Here is a 24,939-nt window from a genome sequence, read left to right on the forward strand (position 1 = left end):
ACTTGGACGAAAAAAACCTTGTCTCCAAGATTTTACACTTAGAGAACAAGGTTGGTTAGTTAGATTAACGTACTGTACGGATACGCATAGTGTTTGTACGAACAGCTTCACCAAGTGGCACACCTGCAACGATAACGATATCGTCACCAGATTGTACAAGACCTGCTTCTACTGCTTTACGTTCTGCGATTTCGAACATATCGTCAGTTGATGATGGAGCATCTGTCAACATTGGGATAACTCCCCAGTTCAACATCAATCCACGTTCAGTCAATTCATCAAATGTCAATGCCAAGATATCAGCATTTGGACGGTATTTAGAAATCAAACGTGCAGTGTGACCAGTCTTAGTAAGAGTAACGACCAATTTGATATCCATTGAGTTTGTTGCATCTTTAACAGCTGATGCCATAACTTCTGTCTTAGAGTTACGTTCGAAAGTATCTGAGTTCAAACGTCCGTATTCGTTAAGAAGAGTTTGTGCATTCTTGTCAATTGTAGCCATTGTTGTTACTGACTCAAGTGGGTATTTACCGTTTGCAGACTCACCTGAAAGCATAGTCGCGTCAGTTCCGTCGATAACAGCGTTAAATACGTCTGATACTTCTGAACGAGTTGCACGTGGTTTTTCAGTCATTGTTTCAAGCATGTTTGTTGCAGTGATAACAACTTTACCAGCAGCGTTCACTTTTGTGATGATCATTTTTTGGTATACTGGAACCATTTCGAATGGTACTTCGATACCCATGTCACCACGAGCGATCATGATACCGTCAGCAGCTTCAATGATTTCATCCAAGTTATCGATACCTTGTTGGTTTTCGATTTTAGCGAACAATTGAACGTGACCGTTACCAGTTTCTTCACAGATTGCACGAACTTCGTTCACGTCTTTCGCAGTACGTACGAATGAGATCGCGATGAAGTTGATACCTTGTTCCAAACCGAAGCGGATATCGTCGTTATCGCGTTCAGCAAGAGCTGGGAAAGGAATCTTCGTATTAGGGATATTCACACCTTTCTGCTTAGCAATAATACCGTCATTTTCAACAACCACTTCAAATTCACGAGTATCATCGTCTTTAGCGAAAATACGAAGACCCAATTTACCATCGTCAACCAAGACTTGATGACCAACTTCAACATCATCGTAGATATCAAGACCACCAGCAACGTTCAAAGCAATCACTTCACGAGTTGATTTGATTCCTTGTTTAGTTGCAACACGGATTTTTTCACCAGTCTTGTATGAGTACTCTTTAGCATCGCCTTCGAACAACTCTGTACGGATTTCTGGACCTTTTGTATCAAGAAGGAAACCAACTTTTTTACCAGCGATTTCTTCTGCACGTTTAACGGTTGCCATACGGTCACCTTGTTCTTGGTGGTCACCGTGTGAGAAGTTGAAACGGAAAGTGTTAGCTCCTGCTTCAATCAATTGAGCAATGTTTTGTGCTGAAGCTTCAACATCAAGTTTTTCACCCCAATATCCATCATCACCAAATTTTTTACCACCACGGATTTCTACCGCAGGACCTAAGGTTGCAACGATTTTTACACGTTTGTTCATGATTTTTGTGACTCCTTTTAAAATACACTGTCTATTTAGACAAATTTTAACAAATAACTATTAGATAGAAGATAAGCTACGGTTCAACTCTGCAAGGTTCAAGTCAGCCTTGTGAGGGTTGTTCACCTTGATTTTGCCGTCTTCAGTCAAGCTGAAGAGAGCACCTTCTTCTGCACTACCAAGAATTGGGTTTTCCACCATTTGTTCATTGCGGATACCAACAGCTACACCACCGATACCAGCTTTCAACAACTTAACAGCATGTGCACCCAAACGTGAAGCAAGGACACGGTCACGCGCAGTTGGTGAACCACCACGTTGGATATGTCCAAGTTCTGTTACACGAAGATCGCTTGTATCTCCGGCATCTTTCAAGGCTTTACCAAATTCAGCAGCTGACATCACACCTTCAGCAAGAACGATGATGTTGTGTGTACGACCTTTTTCGTAGCCCTTCTTGATGCTCTCAACGACATCTTCGATAGCAAAGCCTTCTTCTGGAATGATAATTTCATCCGCACCAGAAGCAATACCAGACCAAAGGGCAATATCCCCTGCGTGACGTCCCATTACCTCGATAACGAAAGTACGGTGGTGACTAGATGAGGTATCGCGGATCTTATCAATCGCGTCCATAACAGTTGTAACTGCTGTATCAAACCCGATTGTGAAATCTGTACCAACGATATCATTGTCAATTGTTCCAGGAAGTCCTACAGCTGGGAAACCATGTTCAGTCAAACGCATCGCTCCGTGGTATGATCCATCACCACCGATAACGACAACACCTTCGATTCCATGTTTTTTCAACTGCTCGATCCCTTTTAATTGACCTTCGCGTTCAGCAAATTCAGGATAGCGAGCTGAATGAAGCATTGTTCCACCACGAGAAATAATATCTCCAACTGATGAAGCATCCAATTGATGGATATCACCAGCAACCATACCAGCGTATCCATTATAGATACCAAATACTTCCATTCCTTCAGAAATTGCTTGGCGAACAACTGCACGGATAGCAGCATTCATTCCAGGGGCATCTCCTCCACTGGTTAAAACAGCAATACGTTTCATTTCGATATTTGCTCCTTTTTTTCTTTTACATTCTAAATGATTATAACACAAAGAGGCTCAAATTTCTCCTATTTTCCGTAGATTTTATCGATAAATCGTTTTCATAGCAATACTTGCCAGTTCATTTTCTAACTTCTCGTTTTTCTGGACGGAAACTCCTTTTAATTGAATGGTCTTTTTCTCCTCTTCATAGCGAATAACGACAGGATAAGGACCTGGATAAGCTTTTAAAATATCTAAGACTGCCCGGTCCTCCTGGTGATCAAACAATTGAATCCAAAAACGCTGATTGGTGGCTTCTTCTGCTTCCATTAAAACCATCTGAAGACGACCATCTCTAGATTGCACTTTTCCTTTGAGATAGTAATAGCCCTTCTCTCTTATTTTTGAACTATACTGGCGATAAGTTTCCGGAAAAAGAGTGACATCCATCTTCTTTTGGAGATCGGAAACTTGTAGAAAGGCCATATTTTCCCCATTTTTTGTTCGAATCGTCCGGATTGATTGGAGTTCGACTAGGATGGTGGCCTGTTCTCCTTCGCTTAAAGAAGCGATCGGCCGTACTGGTTGGCTACTTGCGGCTAGAATTTCCACCAGAGGATGAGGACTGAGACCGACCCCTATGACCCTTTGCTCCATTTCATACTTCTCAGCCTTGCTGTAGTCCTCGGCATCCATCCAGGAATAATTAGCTTCGCCAAATAAACTACCCAACTCATCTGCAAAAACAAATAGATTAGGAAGGTTCTGAAGGACTTTTCTTCGATTCTTTTCAAAGCAGTCAAACAAGCCCAATTCTACCAGTGGCGTTAAAAGAGGAAGTTTGTGGTACTGACTGGGCAAGCGCAAGATAAAATCTTCAATACTCTCAAACGGACGTTGGTCAATAATCCAAAAGGCTAGATCTTTTGGAAGACCTTTGATATTCTTCATTCCTAGATAAATCTTCTGATCTTGGAACTTATCTTTATAAGGAATGGTATTAATGGTCAAAGGAGCCACTTGGAAGTTGAATTGCAATGCATCGGTCAAGTAATCACTGCTAGAATAGTTGAGCATAATGTCAAAGAAGACATCTGGATAATGGACTTTAAAGTAGGCCAATTGGAAGGCCAGGGCTGAGTAAGCATAGGCATGGGAACGATTAAAGCCATAGCCAGCAAATTTTTCCATAATGGAAAACACTTGCTTGGCTTTTTCTGCACTATGTCCAAGAGCGATAGCCCCTTTGATAAAGTCATCTTCCATCCGATGCATTTCTGCAACGTTCTTTTTCCCCATGGCCCGTCTGAGGATATCGGCTTTTCCTAGACTAAAGCCAGCAAAGGTCTGGGCCACCTGCATGACTTGCTCCTGATAGAGCATGATGCCATAAGTTGGTGCTAGAATCTCTTCCAAACTAGGATCGATCATATCGACCTTTTCCTTGCCGTGCTTGCGTTTAACGAAATTATCAATATAGTCACTAGCTCCTGGCCGGTTCAAGGAAGTCGTCGCAACAATTTCTTCAAAACAGCTAGGTTGAACTCGTCTCAGCAAACGAATAGCTCCCGCTTGCTCAAACTGGAAGATACCCTTGGTATTGCCAGCAGCAAATAAAGCAATTGTTTCTGGATCTTCTAGAGGAATGTCCTCGATTTTAATATCCTTTTGATATTTTTCCTTCACTGCTTCCTGCATCCGTTGAGCAAAGGTCAAATTTCGTAGTCCTAAGAAGTCCATCTTGAGCAAGCCATTAGCTTCAACACCATGGGCATCATATTGGGTCAGATTCATCTCCTCACCCATCTTGATCGGAATTTGATTGGTGAGGTCCTCTCCACTCATGACAACGCCTGCCGCATGAATCGACGTCTGACGCGGTTGCCCTTCAATCCTCTTCGCAATTTCAAAGCCCTTCCGGTATTCTGGGCGACTTTGAATGGCTTGACGAAATGCTAAATTCTTTTCATAAGCAGAGGCTAAGGTATCCCGCAAGCCGATCCGCTTGGTGAGGTTGGTTAACTCATATTCTGGGGTCCCAAATCTCTTAAAAACATCCCGAATGGCTTGCTTGGCCCCAAAAGTTGAGAAAGTCACAATTTGAGCCACGTGAGGACTGCGGTAGCGATTTTTAACATACTGGATAAATTTGGGACGATAGACATCTGGAATATCAATATCAATATCTGGCATTGTATAACGCTCTAAGTTCAAAAAACGCTCAAAGAGAAGATTGTTCTTGACTGGATCAATCCCTGTGATATCTAAGGTATAGGCTACTAGACTACCAACTGCTGATCCACGGCCCATCCCCATATAGTAACCTTGGCTACGACCAAACCGTAACAAATCCCAGACAATCAAGAAGTAGTCATCAAATCCCATCTGATGGATGACAGCTAATTCATGACGCAAACGCTCTTGGTAAACCGTCTGGTCCAGCCCCTTGCTTCTCAAGCCCTCCTCAGCCAACTCACGCAATTCCTCGACTGCAGGTTTCTCTGGATTGAAGCGAGGAAGCTTCAATTGCGTATCAATCTCATAATGAACAGTCGCAAGGGTCTTCTCTAGATAAGAAATACTCTCTGGATAATTATGAGCAAAGGCCCGCTCCAACTCTTCTGGTGGCAGTAACATCATAGAAGTGTCAATAACTCCCACTTCTTTCAGACTGCAATTATTACGAATGGCATGGAGCATCTGAAGACTCTCCAAATCACTCGTAGAAAAATAGCGGACTGTATGGAGGGGGAAAACAGGACGAGAAAACTGTTTCGCTGGAGTATCTGGAAAGACACCAATCGCAAAGTCTTGGCCCAAGTCTAAATACTCAATCCCTTCAAAATAGGGAACGATGATGGCTAGATCATCCAACAAGTGTTGAAAGGCCGACCAGTCTGTTGTCCCCATCATTTTCATGCTGGAAATCTTGATTAAATGTTTATAACCTATGGTACCTAATGCAACCAAACGGATAGACAAAGGACCCGCTGGTAACTCGACTTCCAAATCAAGACCTAGGACAGCTCCTATACCAGATTTTTGGCACTCTTCTAAAAACTCGTAGGCCCCATACAAATTATCTATATCCATGAGACCAATTTGTTGGTAACCCATTTCTTTGGCACGCTGAATATAGTCTCGAATAGAGACTAAACTGTCCATAAAGGTATAAACCGATTTTGTGTCCAGTTGTGTAATCACCTTGCACTCCTTTTCGTCCGTTCTTTCCTTCTATTATACAGGAAATCCGCCAAAGAAGACACTCTTACCCATTGCCAATCCTGCCTAACAAAAAAAACAGATCAACTGATCTGCTTTCCTTTCTCTTACGGAAGACATGGGATTCGAACCCACGCACGCTGTTACACGCCTACCGCGTTTCCAACACGGCCTCTTAAGCCTCTTGAGTAATCTTCCAAACTAGTATCCATTATACGGAAAAGCGCTCCTCCTGTCAACAAAAAAATTAGGAATCGCTCACAAGATATCATTGCTTGATAGATTTTAAAGAAACAAAAAACGACAAGGATTTGCCGTTTACATATATAAAAATGGAGCCGGTGGGAATCGAACCCACGTCCAAACACCTGCCAGCATATTTGTCTACAACCATAGGTTATGTATTGGTTTAACAGTCCCTCGACACATAACTCAAGCCAAGAAACTGCGAGTCCATTAATCTCTTATCAAACTGCTAGACAAAGTTTGATCGTATCTCGCTAAAATTAAGACCTGTCATCAGACACGAGCAATCCGAATCGGGTCACGCCTGCTGGTTTTTAGGCAGCTAGAGCGTAAGAAGTGTTATTTTTTGCAGTTATATTTAACTGAGCGTTTACGTCGCCACACGAGTTGCAAAATATGCCTCATAATGCCTGTCGAATCCGTAACGACCCCAAAATGATATAGTCCAGTGTATCATTTTTTGGGTAAAATGGCAAAAGAAAAAGAGGAATTCCTTCCTCTTTCATTCTTATTGTAAGTTCAATTTGAATTTTGTCACATAATGAACTGTAAAGTACATCGCTACAATTTTAACTAGTTCATAGATATAAGCCGGAATAAAGTTAACAGCCAATACATCACTAAGGGTATCATAATAGCCACTTGACAGATATGAAAGGCTGGTTAACTCCACAGTAGGAAACATTCTTCCAATGATGCTAAGAACAACCCAAAGAATAAAACCAAAGACAAAGGCCATTACGACACGATGATTAATAAAGAGTTGGCCCAGTGAAATCGCACAATAGAGCATCAAAATCCCTGAAATGGTTGCTAACAATTGGAAAAACAAGGTTTGCCAAAACAGAGAGCCACCAATACGTTCAAGAAGTAGACCAAGCACCTCAAAGATATTCTGTTGTTGAGAAAGTCCAATTACACCTAGGAAAATAACCAAAGAAAGGACCAAGCTAATAAAACAGAAGATACTCCAAATCAAAGCAGAGGTAGCTTTTGCAAGTAAAACGGTATGAGAGCTAGTTGGCAAAGTCCAGGTCAAATAACCTTCTCGACCAAAAATATTATTGTAAAAACGACGAATAATAATGATATAGTTGGTCAAGGTCAAGCCAATGTAACCCGCAAAAATAACCAGAACAACAATTCCAACAATCGTATACGTTGTATCTGCTGTATAACTTGCTGCGCCAGTAATAACACTAGAAGCTAATAAACCAGCAAAAATTGCGAGAATAGCAAGCACACCCGAAATAATGAGATACCACTTATAGGTTGCTTTTAATTCATATTTCATTAATTTCCCAAACATAAGAGCCTCCTAATACATTCTAAATTGTTCACGGAAGATCTCATCAATCGATTTACCGTATTGGTTACGTAAAACAGTTGTGTTTTCATGCAACAGAATACGACCTTGATTGATAAAGAGTGCTTCATCCAAGACCTGCTCAACGTCCGCAATCAAGTGGGTTGAAATCAATACTGATGAGTTTGGACGACGATTTTGAATGATGGTTCTAAGGATGTAATCACGCGCAGCAGGGTCCACTCCTCCAATTGGTTCATCAAGAATGTACAAATCCGCTTCACGACTCATGACCAAAATTAATTGAACTTTTTCTTTATTCCCTTTAGAGAGTTGTTTCAATTTTTGCTCTGGGTGCAATTGTAAATCGTTCAACAATTGATAGGCACGTTGCACATTGAAATCTTTATAGAAGTCTTGGAAGAAACGAAGGGTTTCTGAAATCTTCATATTTTCATCCAAATAAGTTGTATCTGGTAAATAAGAAACGACTTGTTTGGTTTTTGCAGACGGCACTTCACCATGGATGTAGACATTACCAGAAGTTGGTTGCAAAAGCCCATTCACTAATTTAATGATGGTTGTTTTCCCACTTCCATTTGGTCCTAACAAACCAATGATACGACCCGGTTGAATATTGACACTCACATCATATAAGGCAATGTGCTTACCATACACTTTTTGAACATGGTCTAAGTAGACCAAAGGGTACTGATTCATAATCTTCTCCTTAATTTAATAATGATTCTATTATAACCTTACTAAGAAGTGATTGCAAGATATAATCGTAAAAGAAGATATAATATTCGTACTATTTGACATCCAAACCATCTTCACTAAAAAAGAGGGACATCTGTCCCTCCTTTAAAACAATTTTATTTAATTCCTAATGCAATCCGTGCATAGCGGCTCATTTTTTCAACCGTCCAAGCTGGATACCAGACCAATTTCACATCGACCTTGGTCACTTCTTCCATTCCTGTTAAAGCATCATAAATCTGATCCGTCAGCAAGTCTGCCAATGGACAGCCCATGGTGGTGAGGGTCATATCGATTTCTGTTTCACCAGTTTCACCATCAAACCGAATTTCGTAGACCAAACCAAGGTTGACAATATCTATACCTAATTCAGGATCGATGACCTGCTCTAGATTTTCAAGAATACGGTTTTTAATTTGTTCGATTTCTTCTGTCGTATAACTCATTCTTTACTCCTTCTTCACACGGTTCATCCCCAGGAAGAATATTTTTATTTACAGCAAGACCTAGATTCAAAGGGCACTAGAAAAGGGCACCCGAACCTAGGTTGCTTTTCCATTTCTAGGCAACCGTTAAAAATGTCCACTGGACATTCCTCGCTTCCGAATTTCTGGGCTCGGGTTAAAAAGGTCCCCCGGACCTTTTTAATCCTCTATAAAGTCACGTAATGGTTTGCTTCTGCTTGGGTGGCGGAGTTTGCGGAGGGCTTTGGCTTCAATCTGACGGATCCGTTCACGGGTCACGTTGAAGACTTTCCCCACATCTTCCAAGGTCCGCATTTTTCCATCATCGAGACCAAAACGTAAACGAAGCACGTTTTCTTCTCGGTCTGTCAGGGTATCGAGGACTTCATCCAATTGTTCGCGTAGAACCACACGAGTGGTGTAGTCTACTGGATTTTCAATCACTTCGTCTTCGATGAAATCTCCCAAATGGCTATCGTCTTCTTCCCCGATTGGTGTTTCAAGAGAAACAGGCTCTTGAGCAATCTTCAAGATTTCACGGACCTTATCTGGTGTCATATCCATGCGTTCAGCGATTTGTTCAGGTGTTGGATCTTGTCCCAATTCTTGCAAAAGATTGCGTTGTTCACGAACCAACTTGTTAATGGTTTCCACCATGTGTACAGGAATTCGAATAGTACGCGCTTGGTCTGCAATGGCACGCGTGATAGCCTGACGAATCCACCAAGTCGCATAAGTAGAGAACTTGAACCCTTTGGTATAGTCAAACTTATCAACGGCCTTCATCAATCCCATATTTCCTTCTTGGATCAAATCCAAGAATTGCATCCCACGTCCAACATACCGCTTCGCAATAGAAACAACCAAACGAAGGTTGGCTTCTGCCAAACGTTGCTTGGCTTCTAAATCACCTTGTTCCACCAAGATGGCCAATTCTTGCTCTTCTTCATTAGTTAAAAGAGGAACGACCCCAATTTCTTTCAAGTACATCCGTACTGGGTCATTGACTTTAGCAGAGTTGCTTCCAAGCAATTCCTCATCCGTCAACTCTGGTTCTTCCTCTTCATTGTTCAAGACACGCGCGCTTGGATTTCCTTCCTTATCTGTGATGGAAATTCCAGCATCTTGAATCCTTTGCAACAAATCATCAATCCCATCGGCATCCAAGGTAAAAGGAATGACCAATTGATCATTGATTTCATCATCTGTTGCAGTACCACTTTTTTTATGACTACGAATAAACTCTGCAATTTGGACATCTAAAGTTGTGATATCTTTTTGTTCTTTCGCCATTCCTACTCCATTCTTCTTTTTTGAGCGATTAAGCGCTCTAGTTCCAACAAAGCCTGATCCGCATCTCCACTGTGAGAGGCTTCTCGGACTTTCTTTCCTATTTGTTGACTTTCTTTGCGAAGAAGCTCCCGATTTCTCGTTTCTTCCACTTCTTCCAACTCATTCTCCGCTATTTCATCCGGTAAATTTTCTTCTAGCATCAGATACCAGGCCCGTTGCACTTCCTCTGTCTGCTCTGACAAATCTTGCGATGTCACTTCTCCATTTTGACAAAGAAGTTGGTACAAGGTTTGCAAGGCAGGTGTATCAAATGAAAAATCTGTCCGAAGACGATATTCATTTAAAACATAAGGAAAGTCCTTCATCCGATGAAGGAGATGATTCTCAGCCCGAACCAGGCGAGGCAGTTGTTTTTGCACGACAGTTGGACTAGCAAGTGGAGCCTGTGTCTGAATTTTCCCTTGCTCCTGACGCTGGCTACGCATCTGAAGTCGACTAGTATTAACCGTCTGTTCTACCTGCAAATAATCAAAGTCGACCAAGAGATCGGCTAATTTATAAATGTAGGTGTTTTGTGCCGTTACAGATGGCGTCTGAGCTATTAAAGGAGCCATTTTTTCGACAAATTCAATCTGCGCCTGCAAATTTTCAATATTGTCTGGCTTCCAATAATCCATGAGAAACTCTACGCGACTGAGACGTGTTTTTTCTAATAAGTCCACCAAAGCTTGAGGAGAATTCTTATTAAGATACTCGTCTGGGTCCATCTGATCAGGAATCTGGACGACCTCTACGTCCTGTTTTTCCAGGACCTCCAAAGCCTTTGCTGTCGCTAGCCTTCCCGCCTTATCCCCATCATAGGCCAAAATAACCTTTTTGGTAAATTTGCTCAGATGGGCCACATGTTCCTGCGTGAGGGCTGTCCCCATGGAAGCAACGGCATTCTCAATCCCAGCTCGGTAGGCTGCGATGACATCCATGAAGCCTTCCATCAGATAAAGCTCATGCTTCTTCTTAGCGACCTGCTTGGCCTTGTCCAAATGATAGAGCTCATAACTCTTATTAAAAAGGAGCGTACTGCGACTGTTCTTGTATTTCCCCTGAGGCTTTGCTCCCTCAGCTGGTTCACGCCAGAGTCGACCAGAAAAAGCAATGACTCGCCCAGTATCATCCGACAAGGAAAACATGATGCGATCTTGAAACGCATCATACATGGTCCCCATATCACTAATATGAAATAAACCTGAGTCGGCCAAAATATTTTCTGAAAACTTTCCAGAAACACTCTGATACAGATAATTCCCTTCTGCTGGTGCTAGCCCGATTTGAAAATGCCGAAGCACCTCATCGTCAAGTCCTCGATCATAAAGGTATTGCCGAGCCTCTTCACCCATCTTTGTCGTCATCAGGATGGCATGATAGAACTTGGCAGCCTCTTGATGGATCTCATAAAAGGGCTGTTTCCCATCTGCTTGTTGGGGCCTAGACTGAGATGGAGGAAGAGACTGGACACGAATGCCCACCTGATCTCCGACAATTTGAACAGCTTCCATGAAGGAGACACCACGATAGTCTTCGATAAACTTAAAAACATCGCCTGAGCGGCCACAACCAAAACAATGATAGAATTGTTTATCCTCGACCACATTAAAAGAAGGCGTCTTTTCACCATGAAAAGGGCAGAGACCCAAAAAGTTTCGTCCTGCCTTTGTCAATTGAACGACTTCTCCGATTACATCTACAATATTCACACTGTTTTTAATTTCCGAAATCAGTTGTTTGTCAACCATAAACAGTGCCTCCATTTTACCATAGAATATCATTAACTATTTTAAACTAATTTTTGTCAATTGTAAATCATCCGCATTGATTTTCACCTGATTTTTCCACATTTTTCCCTAGATTTGAAAGCCTTCATTTTCCTTAAATCAACTTTTTTAAAAAATTTGAGCATAATGATTGAATTCGAAAAAAATTTCAGTTATACTATCCTCTGTAAAAAATTATTATGAAAGGACATATTAGGATATGTTAAAAGAATTGAAAGCTTTCCTCCTTCGTGGAAACGTTGTTGACCTTGCTGTTGCTGTGATTATCGGGGCTGCATTTGGAGCTATCGTTACATCATTTGTAAACGACGTTATTACTCCGCTTATTTTGAACCCAGCTTTGAAAGCTGCTGGTGTTGAAAAGATCGCTGAATTGACTTGGAACGGTGTTGCATACGGTAGCTTCTTGAGCGCTGTAATCAACTTCCTTGTTATCGGTACTGTTCTTTTCTTCGTAGTGAAAGCTGCTGAAAAAGCACAAAACTTCGGTAAAAAAGAAGAAGCTACTGAAGAAGAAGCTGCTGCTCCAACTCAAGAAGAGTTGCTTACTGAAATCCGCGACTTGCTTGCAAACAAATAATCAGATAAAAAGATCCGATCTTCTAGCTAGAAGGTCGGCTTTTTTTGTCTTCAATTTTTCTAGAGAAACAAAAAACAGACCGAAGTCTGTTCTTGTATTCAATTAGAATTTTTTACGTTTACGAGCTGCTTCTGATTTACGTTTACGTTTTACAGAAGGTTTTTCATAGAATTCACGTTTGCGTGTTTCTTGAAGAGTACCAGCTTTAGTAACCGCGCGTTTGAAACGACGAAGAGCATCGTCAAGAGATTCATTCTTACGTACTACTGTTTTTGACATGTTTTTCACTCCCTTCAAGTTCAAGATCTACTCTATTCTACACGGAATTCTAAAGATTGTCAAGAAAAAGTTAAAGGAATTCATCTCTCACCATCATCTTAGCTTCAAAACTAGTCTAGAATTTCAGTTTTGGTAAAATCCTTTTATTCATAACGATCATAAATCCTTGACACTGCTTGTTCGAATTCTTCCAATTCCTCCCAATAATTCGTTGGGAGATTGCGAATTCTACTTAGATCATTTGGATCAAAATGATAGACCAGATGGCGCAAAATTTGATTTTCTATCCAGCGCACATCTTTTAGCTGTTCGATACTGACTGATTCTAGCCTTTCTAGATACTGACATAAATCCTCGAGTGCTTCCACACGAAAATCCTTCTCCTCATGCAAATAATATAAAAAACTAAAATGATCCGCTCTTCTATTATCTTCTATTAGATTCTTTTCTTTCATCCCTACTCCTTTTATAAAAACAATATACTCTACAAAAGATAAAAACACTTTCCGTAGTGACTACGAAAAGTGTTCTGGTCTTACTTATAAAGGTAGCTAAAGAGAGCAATGGCAACGATAGCAGCCAAGATTGGTGCTACAACTGGTACCCAAGCGTACCACCATTTTGAATCTCCCTTGTGTTCTCCTAGGACAGATTTTGGAAGGAAGGCGTGAAGCAAACGTGGACCAAGGTCACGGGCAGGGTTCAAACCAGGTCCTGTAGGACCACCAAGTGAAGTCACCAAAGCCATAACGAGGAATCCAAGCGCCAAGTGAGCCACTCCTAAACCAGGAGCATTTGCTTGAGCCAAGGCCAATTTTGCTGCTGTTGAATTCGCATCAAAAATACCACCTTGCTCAGTAGCAGCTCTTTGAGCTAAGCCAACAATCTCTGCACCGAAGAAGTGTTTTGTTAAACCAAGTGCACCGAAGAAAAGGACGAATGATCCAGCAAACTCGTTGACGAAACCGTTGATGGTTGCTGCTTTACGTGATTCTGGAGTTCCTTTATCCAAGCTAGAAATCGTTGAGAATGTTCCCAAGATATTGTTTGGATTCTCCGTTTGAAGGTAGTAAGGACGGTGAGTCGCAACGACAACCAATTGTCCAAACATGGCTCCTAGAATTTGAGCAACGACGTAGTATATAACATTTTCCCATGGGAAGAGTCCGCTCACTGCAAGACCAATCGTGAAGGCAGGGTTAATGTGGTTACCAGAAACGTTACCAAACATCAAAGCTGGAATCATAACACCCATTCCGTACCCGATTGCAATCACAAGCCATCCACTTTGATGCCCCTTGGTACCCTTCAATTCAACGTTTGCAACAGCACCATTTCCTAAAATAATCAAGAAAGCTGTTGCAATAAATTCGGTCGCAACTTTAACCCAAAAATCAAATTGCATTTTTGAATAATCTCCTTATAAATAAAAATAATAATAATTTATTCTAACAGATTATTGAGGACTTGTAAATAAACCGAACATTATTTTTAAAAAATATATCTCAATCCCCTGATTCATCCTTTTCTATCCTTGTACTTCCTACACTTTCTATTTATCCCCGAATTATGATACAATAGGACTAGTTACACATCACAAAGGAGATCTCATGTCTGAAATCTATGACATTACCATTATTGGTGGTGGCCCTGTTGGGCTTTTTGCTGCCTTCTATGGCCATATGCGTCAAGTAAAAGTGAAATTGATTGATTCCCTTCCTCAATTAGGTGGTCAACCTGCTATTCTCTATCCTGAAAAACGAATCCTGGATGTCCCTGGTTTTACGAACTTAACCGGAGAAGAATTGTCCCAACGGTTGATCGATCAATTAGAAACTTTCGAGACCGACATTTGTTTGAACGAAACTGTTTTGGATATTCTTAAAAACGAGGATCACTTCCTCATTGAAACTAATAAAGACCAGCATTTCAGTCGTGCTGTCATTATTGCGATGGGTGGTGGTGCCTTTAAACCTCGTCCTTTAGAAGTGGATGGGGCTGAAGAATTTGAGAACGTTCACTACCATGTTTCAAATATCCAACAATATGCCGGCAAACAAGTTGCAATTCTAGGAGGAGGAGATTCAGCAGTCGATTGGGCCCTAGCCTTTGAAAACATCGCACCGACAACTCTGGTCCATCGTCGTGATAATTTCCGCGCTCTCGAACACAGCGTTGAAGAATTAAAGGCTTCGTCCGTCTCTATTCAAACTCCTTATGTTCCTAGCCGTTTAATCGGAGAAAATTGCCGTGCCAGCCATCTGGAAATTAGCAAGGTTAAATCAGATGAAACCCAATTACTCCCCATCGATGAACTCTTTGTCAATTATGGCTTTAAATCATCCGTTGGGAAATTGAAAGAATGGGGCTTGGACCTCCAACGCCATAAAATCCTCGTGAACCGCAAACAAGAGACCAGCCGAGAAGGCATTTACGCTTGCGGCGATTGTTGCTTCTACGAAGGAAAGATCGACTTAATTGCGACTGGATTAGGCGAGGCTCCGACTGCGGTAAATAATGCGATAAACTACATTTATCCAGATAAGAAAGTTCAACCAGTCCATTCGACTAGTTTGTAAGAAGAAAACCTTTGAATCAATGATTCAAAGGTTTTTCTTATAGTTCATCTAGCTCGTCTGCTATCTTATTGATTTTCCGCAAGCGATGGTTGACGCCACTTTTGGTTAAGGGAGTTTTCAGGGCATCCGCAATTTGCTGGATGGAATAGTCGGGATTCTGGATTCGAACATAGGCAACTTCCTGAAGCTCGACCGGAAGGCCACCTAATCCAATGGTATCCATGATTTTGACGATATTGTTAATGGTCTTCATACTAGCTGTGACCGTCCGCGCAATATTGGCCATTTCAGCATTATTGGCTCGATTGAGATCATTGCGCGCTTCTCGCATGACCTTGACAGACTCAAATTCTTCCAAAGCCTGCTTGGCTTCTACCAAGATAAGGAAATCAATAATATCCTCTGCCCTCTGCAAATAGGTAACGACTCCTTTTTTGCGTTCGATGGTCTTGGCATCTAATAAAAAGTGTTGCATGAGGTTGGCCAAGTCCTGGGCATGGTCGGAATAAACAGAGCTAATCTCTAATTGATAGCGACCAGACTCCGGATCCTTGATGGTCCCACTTGCTAAGAAAGCGCCTCTCAGATAAGCTCGACTCGCTTCATCTTCTTCTAAAATTCTTGGGTCAATCCCCGTCTCAATACCAAAGAAAGAATCTGCTAAGTGCAGGTCTGCAAGAATCTCTTCGACCTTTTCATCGATGGAAACAGTATAGACGCGATTCTTTTTTAAATTGGTTTTTTGGTGGTGACGAATGTCCGATTTGACCTGATAAAACTCTACAATCAATTCGTAGATATGGCGGGCAATCTTAGCATTCTCCGTGGTCAAGGACAAGCTTAAGCCCCCCATACTCAGACCCAAACTACCTGACATCTTAATCAGAGCAGACAACTCACTTTTTTCGAAGCGATGTAAGGTCAAAAGCTCCTCTTTTACTTTAATGGTAAAACTCATTTAATCACCTGTACAATTTGCATCAGTTCATCTACCACAGCTCCTCCATCATGGAAGGCGCCGCCGTTTTCCAAGCGAAGGAAATTGCTTGAAATAACTCGGGGAACCTGCGATTTTAGACCTGCAAAATCGTGTTCTACTTGAACCAGGTATTCATCAAAGCGATTCGTGTCCATATATTCTTGAGGGACTTTTTCAATATTGACCAAAACAGTATCAATAAAGGGCTTCTTCAAGTGTTTATGAAGAACGGAAACATGGTCACTATCGGTAAAGTGTTCTGTCTCCCCACGTTGGGTCATGATGTTGCAGACATAAGCGACCTCTGCTTTTGTCTCAAGCAAGGCCTGCCCAATTTCTTCAATCACTAGATTGGGAAGGATCGATGTAAAGAGGGAACCAGGTCCTAAAATCACCAGATCACTTTCTAAAATCGCATCTACTACTTTTCGACTCGCTTTCGGCGTCTCATCATTATAGGTATTGGTGACATAAACATAATCAATCATGCCCTCATGATGGGCGATTTCACTCTCGCCAGCGACTTCTGTCCCATCCGTAAAGACAGCATGAAGGGTCAACGGTGTATCACTAGAAGGATAGATTTTTCCTGTCGTATGGAAAAACTTGGTCAGCAATTGCATGGCATTATAGGTCGATCCCTGCATTTCAGAAATACCGGCAATAATCAAATTCCCTAGAGGGTGCCCAGCTAGTGGTCCATCGTCTTCCGCAAAACGATATTGAAAGACTTTTTCATAAAAGCGAGGCATGTCTGACATGGCTACTAGCACATTTCGCAAGTCACCCGGTGGTGTCAATTGATGAATATTTTTTCGAAGTTCTCCAGAACTACCACCATCATCCGCTACTGTTACAATGGCTGTAATTTCAACATCTTTTTTTCGAAGGCTGTCCAAAATGACGGAAATTCCTGTACCGCCTCCGATGACGGTCATCTTTGGTTTTCTCATGAACGATTCACCGTTTCTTTCCGTCGGTCTTTGTCGCGATGACTCATATTCACCGTCCAATCTTTCGCTAGATCCCGTCCAAGACGAGCTGCAAAGGCTACTGAACGGTGTTGACCACCTGTACAGCCCACTGCAATCGTCAAAACAGACTTCCCTTCTCGCTTATATGCAGGCAAGATAGGAGCAATCAAATCGTAGAGATGGCGATAAAACTCCTCTGATTCTTGATGGTCCATGACATAGTTATAGACATCATCATCCAAGCCTGTTTGATTTCGTAACTCTGGTTTGTAATAAGGATTCGGTAGGAAACGAACATCAAAAACCAAGTCCGCATCTAAAGGCAAACCATACTTAAAGCCAAAGGACATGACTTCAATCCGAAACTCAGGCTGACTATCTTGTCTAGAGAACTGTTCAGCAATCACTTTTCGAAGATTACGAGGAGTTAATTCCGTCGTATCAATGACATTTTGGCTCATGTTTTTGAGCGGAGCCAAAAGTTCCCGTTCCAACGTAATCCCATCCAAGACACGCCCATCAGCTGCGAGTGGGTGACTCCGACGAGTCTCTTTATAGCGCGCAACCAATTCACTGTCGGTCGCATCCAAAAAGAGAATTTTAAAATCAATTCCTTCGTGGTTCTCTAATTCGTCCAAAATGGAGCGAATTTCTGCGAAGAAAGACCGGCTCCGCATATCCACAACGAGAGCCAACTTATTGTTGTCCATCGACAATTGAATCAGCTCAATAAATTTCGGCAAGAGAGCTGGTGGCATATTGTCAATGGTGAAATAGCCCATATCTTCAAAGGATTGAATGGCTACAGTCTTTCCTGCACCACTCATTCCTGTCACAATGACCAGTTGAATTGTTTTTTCTGTATCTGTCATCCTAATCACCTTTTCCTTACAAAAAAGGAGGAGACCATCATCTTTCCAGTTGGTCAGTCGATGGCTCTCACTCCAGCATTCTTATTTCCCGAATGCATTCCTCTATTCAGACTATACTTCTGCAATAACTTCAATTTCAACTTTGACGTCGCGTGGCAAGCGAGCCACTTCTACTGCAGAACGTGCTGGAAATTCACTTGAAAATGCTGTTTTGTATACCTCGTTAAAAGGTACAAAATCATTCATATCACTTAAGAAACAGGTTGTTTTAACTACGTGATCAAAGTCCGTTCCAGCTTCCTCAAGGATAGCAGCAATATTCTTCAATACTTGTTGGGTTTGTTCTTGGATGGTTTCTCCAACAATTTCACCTGTTTCTGGTGAAAGCGGAACTTGCCCACTTGCAAATAAGAGATTGCCCACAATTTTTCCTTGAACATAAGGTCCAATTGCTGCTGGTGCTTTGTCTGTGTGAATTGTTTTTGCCATTTTCTTCTCCTGATTCCTAATTTTCACTGGATGTTGCTAATTTTTCCCGTTCTAACCGTAACTTACGGTTGGGATTCAGCTTATTAAAGAGTTCTTCCAATTTTTCTGCATTCCAAACGTCTGCAGCAGAGACAAAATTTCCGTCTTTATCACGAAAGGATATAGGTTTATCTCCCATCTTCTTCTCCTCTTTACATCTAATTAGTCAACAAATTCAAATTCAAATTTACCGATCCGTACGATATCTCCGTCTTTGGCTCCACGCGCACGAAGGGCTTCATCGACACCCATTCCACGCAATTGACGCGCAAATTTCATGACAGACTCGTCGCGATCAAAATTGGCCATATTGAAGAGCTTCTCTAGCTTATCACCAGACAAGATCCAAGAAGCATCATCATCGCGATTGATCTCGAAGGCTGGTTGGTCCTCATCAAAGCCGTAGTAAACTTCTTCTTGCGCCATATCTTCTTCCGTATAGAGCAAGAATTCTGGTGTTTTGTCTAACAAGTCTGCTGTTGCTTCTAACAAGTTGTCCAAACCTTGATGCGCCAAACTAGAGATTGGGAAGATCTGTGGTAGTTCATCAAACTCGTCGTAATTGGCGGCCAATTTTTTCTTGAACTCTTTCAAATTTTCCTGGCTCTCTGGCATATCCATCTTATTCGCCACGATAATCTGCGGACGTTCCATCAAGCGAAGATTATAGGTTTCAAGCTCTTTATTGATTTGAACATAATCTTCATAAGGATCGCGTCCTTCACTGGCTGACATATCGATGACATGCAAGATGACACGGGTGCGCTCGATGTGACGAAGGAACTGAGTCCCCAGTCCGACCCCTTGGCTAGCCCCTTCAATCAATCCAGGAAGGTCTGCTACTGCAAAGGATTCACCTGACGGCGTCCGAACCATGCCCAAGTTTGGAACGATGGTTGTAAAATGATAGGCCCCAATTTTTGGTTTGGCAGAAGTAATCACACTAAGAAGAGTTGATTTCCCTACTGATGGGAAGCCAACCAGACCAACGTCTGCCAAGACCTTGAGTTCTAATTCGAGTTCGCGTTCCTGACCCGGTTCCCCATTTTCTGAAATCTCAGGTGCTGGATTTTTAGGAGTTGCAAAACGAATATTCCCGCGTCCTCCACGTCCTCCATGGGCAACAATGTACTCTTGCCCATTTTCAACCAAGTCGGTAATGACCTTTCCTGTCTCAGCATCTCGGACTGTCGTTCCTTGGGGAACTCGTACATAGAGATCTTCTGCTCCCCGTCCGTGCATCCCTTTGGTCATCCCTTTTTCCCCATTTTGGGCTTTGAAATGCCGGTTATAGCGGAAGTCCATCAGCGTGCGCAAGCCTTCGTCTACAACGAAAATGACATTGCCTCCGCGTCCACCATCACCACCCCAAGGGCCGCCATTGGGAACATACTTTTCACGGCGAAAGGCCACCATGCCATCGCCGCCATTTCCAGCCTTGACCTTAATCTTGGCTGTATCTAAAAACATACTCATAGTTTATCGTTTTCCTTTTATAACCAAGTATTGCTTGGTAGTCCCTTAGTAGGATAGTGCACCCAAAGCTGCAGCAAAAATTGCTCCAACCGTTACAATTAACATAATCACAATGACTAGCATAGTCAATTTTTCAAAAAATGTTTTTTTGCGTTTTCCGTTATCTCCAAAAGCCACGTTTTTTACCTCTATTACAATAAATTCATTAGCCCTATTTTACCACGAAAAAGGGCATTTTTCAAACATCCACCTTTTACAAGAAAGATAGCTAATTTATGGCAGGTGTTTTTTACAACCATACTTTTGCATATTTATTTCTAGCATCCAATTAAAAAAGACTGGAGTAATTTCCAGCCTTTTAAAAACGAGGATTATTTTGTTAACTTCTTAGAGCGAAATACTGTAATAGCAACTGCACATCCCAAGATACCGACAAGGAAGATAACAGGCGTCATCTTTTCACCTGTACTTGGAAGAACTTTTTTCTTCCCAGTTTTTGGAGTTTCTTCTTCTTTGACAGAAGTTGATGATGAGTTTGATGAAGTACTAGAACTTAACGAAGATGATGAACTTGACGAAGAGCTAGAACTTGATGAAGACGATGAACTTGACGAAGAGCTAGAACTTGATGAAGACGATGAACTTGACGAAGAGCTAGAACTTGATGAAGACGATGAACTTGACGAAGAGCTAGAACTTGACGAAGAACTTGAACTTGATGAAGAACTTGAACTTGGTGTCGGTGGGGTTTGTTCTTTCTCACCCAATCCTTCGCCAGACCCCGATTCTAATCTTACTTCGCGTGTTAAGCTACGAGGCTCAGGGAAATTGGTTGCTTTCCATGTCAAAGTATTATGAACTAGATCGCCTACTTTTGTACCCGGAGCCACTCTAGTAGAGTATTCAATATACATTGGCCAATTGTAGTTATCTCCAAATTCAATAGTAAATCCTGTGATCTGACCAGCTGCATTCTTGTCGAAGACAGCTTTTTTACTGAAATTATCTAAAACTGGCAGACTTAAAATATGGGCTTCGTTTCTAATTCCACCATCTACTGGACTAAAGCGAACCGCACGGAAACTACCTTCTACCAGTGTCAAGCCATCTCCAAATTGATCTTTAATGACCATGCCACGAAGAATATCTTGACGAGCATTTAAGATAATCCGCCATTTTACAATCGTTGGATCCTTTTGGTCTTGGTAGCCATATTTCATTTCATAGTCACCAGCTTGACCATCTGTTTTTTCGTAGTTTAATGAAAAATCTGTATTGCCAATTTTAAAAGTCAATGGGGATGTTTTTGTAACAACCTCTGTATCCACCTTCACATCAAAACGCAAAGCTACGCGTTTATTGAGTGGGTGGGAAGCAAAGTAATCGTTAAAAGTAACGGTTACGGTCTTGTTTGCTGTATTGACAACAGCTTTCCCAACTGTCTGACCATTTGTTTGACCTTCTTCCACCACATCAAATTCTAGAGCTGTATAGAAGGTTAATTCTTTCGGCAAAGACAAGGTCAGGGTATCTCCTGCTTGAATGGATTGTGTATCTGGAAAGGCTACATTGATGGTAGCAGACAATTTTTCGTTTGATAAGACTGTAGTTCCACTAGTTACTACTTGATTATCCTTGGTTAGGCTTGCTGTTTGCGTATAAGACAGGACTTCTGACGCTTGAATCGTTTGAACAAAAGCATTCGAAAAGAGGACAGTAGCAACAAGGGCTAGAGACCACATCATTCGACGTAAATATTTCATATTGACCTCCTCAACTCTCGCTTGGAGAGTTTACTTCTTTATTTAATCTTCAAGACCAATTTCATCTTTGACCACAGCGGCAATTGTATCCACATAGTAATCCACTTCGTCATCAGTCGGAGCTTCTGCCATAACACGAAGCAGTGGCTCGGTACCACTTGGACGCACTAAGATGCGGCCATTCCCTGCCATTTCAGCTTCCATTTTTTCAATAATTGCGCGAATAGCCGGAACTTCCATCGCCTTATCTTTCATGCTATTTTCAACACGGATATTGACCAATTTTTGAGGATAGATGGTCACTTCTGATGCAAGGTCTGATAAGGTTCGACCAGTTTCTTGCATAATCTTAGTCAATTGAACGGCACTCATCTGGCCATCTCCAGTGGTATTGTAGTCCATGACAATCACGTGACCAGATTGCTCTCCACCAAGATTGTATCCGGACTTCCGCATCTCTTCAACTACATAGCGGTCTCCGACAGCAGTCACAACCTTGTTAATCCCCTTGGCATCCAAAGCCTTATGGAAGCCTAAATTAGACATGACGGTCGTTACGATGGTGTTATCTTTTAAGAGGCCCTTCTCAGAAAGGTAGGTCCCAATGATGTACATGATCTTATCACCATCAACTAGGTCCCCATTTTCATCAACTGCAATCAAACGGTCACTATCACCATCAAAAGCCAAACCAATAGCCGCACCAGATTCTCGGACAGCCTCTTGCAAAGCCTCAGGATGGGTCGAGCCTACTTGGTCATTGATATTGAGACCATTTGGGCTTTCTCCAATAACTGTCAAACGTGCTCCTAGGTCAGCAAAGACTTGACGGGCGCTTGTAGATGCAGAACCATTCGCAGCATCTAGAGCCACGTGCATTCCTTCAAGCTGGGTCCCAGTTGAAACTAAGTATTCTTGATACTTACGAAGTCCTTCAGGATAGTCCATCACAGTTCCAAGACCTTCTGCACTAGGACGAGGAAGAGTATCAGACTCCGCATCCAATAAAGCTTCAATCTCTAATTCACGGTCATCATCCAGTTTATAGCCATCATTCCCGAAGAATTTAATCCCGTTGTCTAAAGCTGGGTTGTGGCTGGCAGAAATCATGACCCCAGCACTTGCCCCTTCAGAACGAACCAAATAAGCTACACCTGGTGTCGCAATCACACCGAGTTTGTATACTTTAATCCCTACAGATAAGAGACCCGCAACAAGCGCACTTTCCAACATTTCACCAGAAATACGAGTGTCTCGTCCTACGAAAACAAGTGGCGTTTCTTTTTCATGTTGACTGAGGACATACCCTCCGTATCGACCGAGCTTAAAGGCCAACTCTGGTGTCAATTCGACGTTTGCTTCTCCACGGACTCCGTCCGTTCCAAAATATTTACCCATTATGATAATCCTTTCGATGAATCTTTATTAATTGCTATTATTTGATGAGGAACTGGATGACGACGAGCTAGAACTTGTCTGTTTCAACTCAACCTTCATGTATAGTTCTGATGGAGAGATGATGACTGGTAAATCATTTCCCTCGCTATCGACTGCCTTCAAGGAGACGGTTGCCGTGTAGGTATTGTTCAAAAGATCTCCTTCAGGGAAGATGGCTTCCACATGATCAATTTTGGCTAAAGTATCCTGGTCGCTGGTGACAGAGACCTTATCTTCAGAAAAAGTAACATGTGAGAGACTCCAACCTGGGGCAATTTGTTTGTCTGGTATCGTGACGGAAACATCAAACTTTTTCGTCTTTTTCTTACCAATTTTTGCAGTGACTGTTTGAGGCTCGATGGTTGCAGTTAAACCGGAAGGTAAGCCTTCCACCTTTAAGGTGATTTCATGCTGGCCCTCTTTCAGATTGCTAAGATCAGCTACCACTTTAAATTTACGAGTACTAGCCTGCATTTCGGATGCTAAGGCGACACGGTTAGATCCCTTCAGAAAAACTGTTACTTCTGAACTAATCCCGCTAACAAAATATTTACTATCGTTATATTTTACATCAATCGGAATATTGGTTAAGGTGTTCGTGTAAGTTTCAGAGCTCACTTGACGCGCACTACTGTTATTCTGGAAATTAACAGAGGTGGCAATGATGAATAAGAGACTTGAGAAAAAGACTGATGTCACAATATAGACAATTTTTCTTTTTGGAATCATTTGATACGTCCTCCAAAAATTCTTGATTTCAAATCTTTTTTCCCTTGATCTTCTGGAATTATGAAGGAACGCAACTCTTGTTCGAATTCTTCGATACTGAGGTCGTGTCTAAAGCTCCCATTTCTCGCAATGGAGATACCACCCGTTTCTTCCGAAACAACAAAGGTGAAGGCATCACTTACCTCAGACAAGCCGATTGCAGCCCGGTGTCGCGTACCGAACTCTTTTGAAATTCCCGTGCTTTCTGTTAAGGGGAGATAAGCACAAGATACAGCAATTTTATCATTGGTGACAATCACTGCCCCATCGTGAAGCGGGGTGTTGGGAATAAAAATATTAATCAGAAGTTCACCCGAAACATCTGCATCGAGGGGAATACCCGTAGAAATATATTCTTGAAGGGTTCTACTCCCTTGAATAGCAACCAAGGCACCAATCTTTCGAGGACTCATATAAGCAACGGCTTTTACATAGGATTGAACCAATTTTTCTTCTGTACTAATCTGGTTGGTTGAGAAAAATTCAGTTGCTCGACCTAATCGTTCTAATCCCGTCCGAATTTCCGGAGAGAAAATCACTACCGCAGCAATGACCCCGTAGGTGATGATTTGGTTGATCAACCAAGAAATGGTCGTCAGACCAATCATATTGGCAACTAACTCAAATAAGAAAAAGGTCAAGACACCACGGACTAAAATCATAATTTTAGTGCCGACAATGGCTTTTATAAAATAATACAATAACCAAGCTACTAGGGCAATGTCAATCAGGTTGACAACCACACTCCATGGAGTGGGAAATAAACTGGCCCAATACTGGGGATTTGACAATTGTTGGATGTTCACGATCTCATACCTACCACTTCTCTTCTAGGCTTATCGAACGGCTAACAAATTGTAGAATCTTACTAGCAACAGCAAGGCTTCTATCAAAAGGATAGCGCGTTCAAACCACTCTACATCATTATATCATGTTTCAACAGATTTTTCTGTAACCTT

The 24,939-nt window shown here is 41.9% G+C and carries 24 protein-coding genes, 1 tRNA gene and 1 other RNA gene; 2 read left to right on the top strand and 24 right to left on the bottom strand.

Annotated features, from left to right (window positions below):
- Positions 1-64: 64 nt before the first annotated feature.
- From pyk to dnaG, 10 genes are all read right to left on the bottom strand, one after another.
- Positions 65-1,570 (bottom strand): pyruvate kinase, encoded by a 1,506-nt coding sequence (gene pyk, locus ACOXXR_RS06060; RefSeq protein WP_023022804.1) that lies wholly within the window; start codon positions 1,568-1,570, stop codon positions 65-67.
- Between the two features lie 60 nt (positions 1,571-1,630).
- Positions 1,631-2,644 carry a 6-phosphofructokinase gene (gene pfkA, locus ACOXXR_RS06065; protein WP_023026651.1) on the bottom strand — a complete coding sequence of 338 codons (1,014 nt, stop codon included), beginning with the start codon at positions 2,642-2,644 and terminating at the stop codon, positions 1,631-1,633.
- An 84-nt stretch (positions 2,645-2,728) separates the two neighbouring features.
- Positions 2,729-5,830 carry a DNA polymerase III subunit alpha gene (locus tag ACOXXR_RS06070; protein WP_445278278.1) on the bottom strand — a complete coding sequence of 1,034 codons (3,102 nt, stop codon included), beginning with the start codon at positions 5,828-5,830 and terminating at the stop codon, positions 2,729-2,731.
- 128 nt (positions 5,831-5,958) lie between these two features.
- Positions 5,959-6,046, bottom strand: a tRNA-Ser gene (locus tag ACOXXR_RS06075).
- Positions 6,047-6,178: 132 nt separating this feature from the next.
- Positions 6,179-6,526: a transfer-messenger RNA gene (gene ssrA / locus ACOXXR_RS06080) on the bottom strand.
- 76 nt (positions 6,527-6,602) lie between these two features.
- Positions 6,603-7,403 carry an ABC transporter ATP-binding protein gene (locus ACOXXR_RS06085; protein ID WP_238656193.1) on the bottom strand — a complete coding sequence of 267 codons (801 nt, stop codon included), beginning with the start codon at positions 7,401-7,403 and terminating at the stop codon, positions 6,603-6,605.
- 9 nt (positions 7,404-7,412) lie between these two features.
- On the bottom strand, positions 7,413-8,120 hold the full coding sequence (locus ACOXXR_RS06090) for an ABC transporter ATP-binding protein (RefSeq protein ID WP_238656191.1): 708 nt from the start codon (positions 8,118-8,120) through the stop codon (positions 7,413-7,415).
- 155 nt (positions 8,121-8,275) lie between these two features.
- Complete coding sequence (locus tag ACOXXR_RS06095; RefSeq protein ID WP_006596590.1) at positions 8,276-8,605, bottom strand: metal-sulfur cluster assembly factor; 330 nt, start codon at positions 8,603-8,605, stop codon at positions 8,276-8,278.
- 198 nt (positions 8,606-8,803) lie between these two features.
- On the bottom strand, positions 8,804-9,916 hold the full coding sequence (gene rpoD, locus ACOXXR_RS06100) for an RNA polymerase sigma factor RpoD (RefSeq protein WP_048689399.1): 1,113 nt from the start codon (positions 9,914-9,916) through the stop codon (positions 8,804-8,806).
- Positions 9,917-9,918: 2 nt separating this feature from the next.
- On the bottom strand, positions 9,919-11,706 hold the full coding sequence (gene dnaG / locus ACOXXR_RS06105) for a DNA primase (protein ID WP_445278279.1): 1,788 nt from the start codon (positions 11,704-11,706) through the stop codon (positions 9,919-9,921).
- A 238-nt stretch (positions 11,707-11,944) separates the two neighbouring features.
- On the opposite strand from dnaG, the gene mscL reads away from it, so the two are divergent.
- Positions 11,945-12,325: a large conductance mechanosensitive channel protein MscL gene (gene mscL / locus ACOXXR_RS06110; RefSeq protein ID WP_048717238.1), complete on the top strand. Its 381-nt coding sequence runs from the start codon at positions 11,945-11,947 to the stop codon at positions 12,323-12,325.
- A gap of 102 nt (positions 12,326-12,427) precedes the next feature.
- Here the strand turns inward: mscL and rpsU are convergent, their stop codons facing one another.
- The 3 genes from rpsU to gla form a co-directional block, all read right to left on the bottom strand.
- Positions 12,428-12,604, bottom strand: coding sequence for a 30S ribosomal protein S21 (gene rpsU / locus ACOXXR_RS06115; protein WP_000048054.1), 177 nt, complete (start codon positions 12,602-12,604; stop codon positions 12,428-12,430).
- A 143-nt stretch (positions 12,605-12,747) separates the two neighbouring features.
- Positions 12,748-13,059, bottom strand: a complete 312-nt coding sequence (locus tag ACOXXR_RS06120) for a hypothetical protein (RefSeq protein ID WP_445278280.1) — start codon at positions 13,057-13,059, stop codon at positions 12,748-12,750.
- Positions 13,060-13,139: 80 nt separating this feature from the next.
- Complete coding sequence (gene gla, locus ACOXXR_RS06125; RefSeq protein ID WP_048717236.1) at positions 13,140-14,009, bottom strand: aquaglyceroporin Gla; 870 nt, start codon at positions 14,007-14,009, stop codon at positions 13,140-13,142.
- Positions 14,010-14,214: 205 nt separating this feature from the next.
- Between gla and ACOXXR_RS06130 the strand changes: the two genes are divergently transcribed.
- Positions 14,215-15,183, top strand: a complete 969-nt coding sequence (locus tag ACOXXR_RS06130; protein WP_445278281.1) for an NAD(P)/FAD-dependent oxidoreductase — start codon at positions 14,215-14,217, stop codon at positions 15,181-15,183.
- 37 nt (positions 15,184-15,220) lie between these two features.
- Here the strand turns inward: ACOXXR_RS06130 and whiA are convergent, their stop codons facing one another.
- The 11 genes from whiA to cdaA form a co-directional block, all read right to left on the bottom strand.
- On the bottom strand, positions 15,221-16,141 hold the full coding sequence (gene whiA, locus ACOXXR_RS06135; RefSeq protein ID WP_048689373.1) for a DNA-binding protein WhiA: 921 nt from the start codon (positions 16,139-16,141) through the stop codon (positions 15,221-15,223).
- Positions 16,138-17,115, bottom strand: coding sequence for a YvcK family protein (locus ACOXXR_RS06140; protein ID WP_445278282.1), 978 nt, complete (start codon positions 17,113-17,115; stop codon positions 16,138-16,140). The genes whiA and ACOXXR_RS06140 overlap by 4 nt, the downstream gene beginning before the upstream one ends.
- Positions 17,112-18,008, bottom strand: coding sequence for an RNase adapter RapZ (rapZ, locus tag ACOXXR_RS06145; protein ID WP_048717232.1), 897 nt, complete (start codon positions 18,006-18,008; stop codon positions 17,112-17,114). Before rapZ ends, ACOXXR_RS06140 begins: the two co-directional genes overlap by 4 nt.
- 111 nt (positions 18,009-18,119) lie before the next feature.
- Positions 18,120-18,497, bottom strand: a complete 378-nt coding sequence (locus ACOXXR_RS06150) for a RidA family protein (protein WP_125335397.1) — start codon at positions 18,495-18,497, stop codon at positions 18,120-18,122.
- 16 nt (positions 18,498-18,513) lie between these two features.
- Positions 18,514-18,675 (bottom strand): hypothetical protein, encoded by a 162-nt coding sequence (locus tag ACOXXR_RS06155; protein WP_048717230.1) that lies wholly within the window; start codon positions 18,673-18,675, stop codon positions 18,514-18,516.
- A 23-nt stretch (positions 18,676-18,698) separates the two neighbouring features.
- Positions 18,699-20,012, bottom strand: a complete 1,314-nt coding sequence (gene obgE / locus ACOXXR_RS06160) for a GTPase ObgE (RefSeq protein WP_445278283.1) — start codon at positions 20,010-20,012, stop codon at positions 18,699-18,701.
- A gap of 45 nt (positions 20,013-20,057) precedes the next feature.
- Positions 20,058-20,189, bottom strand: a complete 132-nt coding sequence (locus tag ACOXXR_RS06165) for a DUF4044 domain-containing protein (RefSeq protein ID WP_006596603.1) — start codon at positions 20,187-20,189, stop codon at positions 20,058-20,060.
- 194 nt (positions 20,190-20,383) lie between these two features.
- The gene (locus ACOXXR_RS06170) at positions 20,384-21,775 is read right to left on the bottom strand and encodes an LPXTG cell wall anchor domain-containing protein (RefSeq protein WP_023026643.1); all 1,392 of its coding nucleotides are present in this window, start codon (positions 21,773-21,775) and stop codon (positions 20,384-20,386) included.
- A gap of 42 nt (positions 21,776-21,817) precedes the next feature.
- On the bottom strand, positions 21,818-23,173 hold the full coding sequence (glmM, locus tag ACOXXR_RS06175) for a phosphoglucosamine mutase (protein WP_445278284.1): 1,356 nt from the start codon (positions 23,171-23,173) through the stop codon (positions 21,818-21,820).
- Positions 23,174-23,200: 27 nt separating this feature from the next.
- Positions 23,201-23,941: a CdaR family protein gene (locus ACOXXR_RS06180; RefSeq protein WP_195348185.1), complete on the bottom strand. Its 741-nt coding sequence runs from the start codon at positions 23,939-23,941 to the stop codon at positions 23,201-23,203.
- Positions 23,938-24,786, bottom strand: a complete 849-nt coding sequence (cdaA, locus tag ACOXXR_RS06185; protein ID WP_129822207.1) for a diadenylate cyclase CdaA — start codon at positions 24,784-24,786, stop codon at positions 23,938-23,940. The genes ACOXXR_RS06180 and cdaA overlap by 4 nt, the downstream gene beginning before the upstream one ends.
- Positions 24,787-24,939: the final 153 nt, after the last annotated feature.

Source organism: Streptococcus sp. KHUD_013, assembly GCF_052588545.1.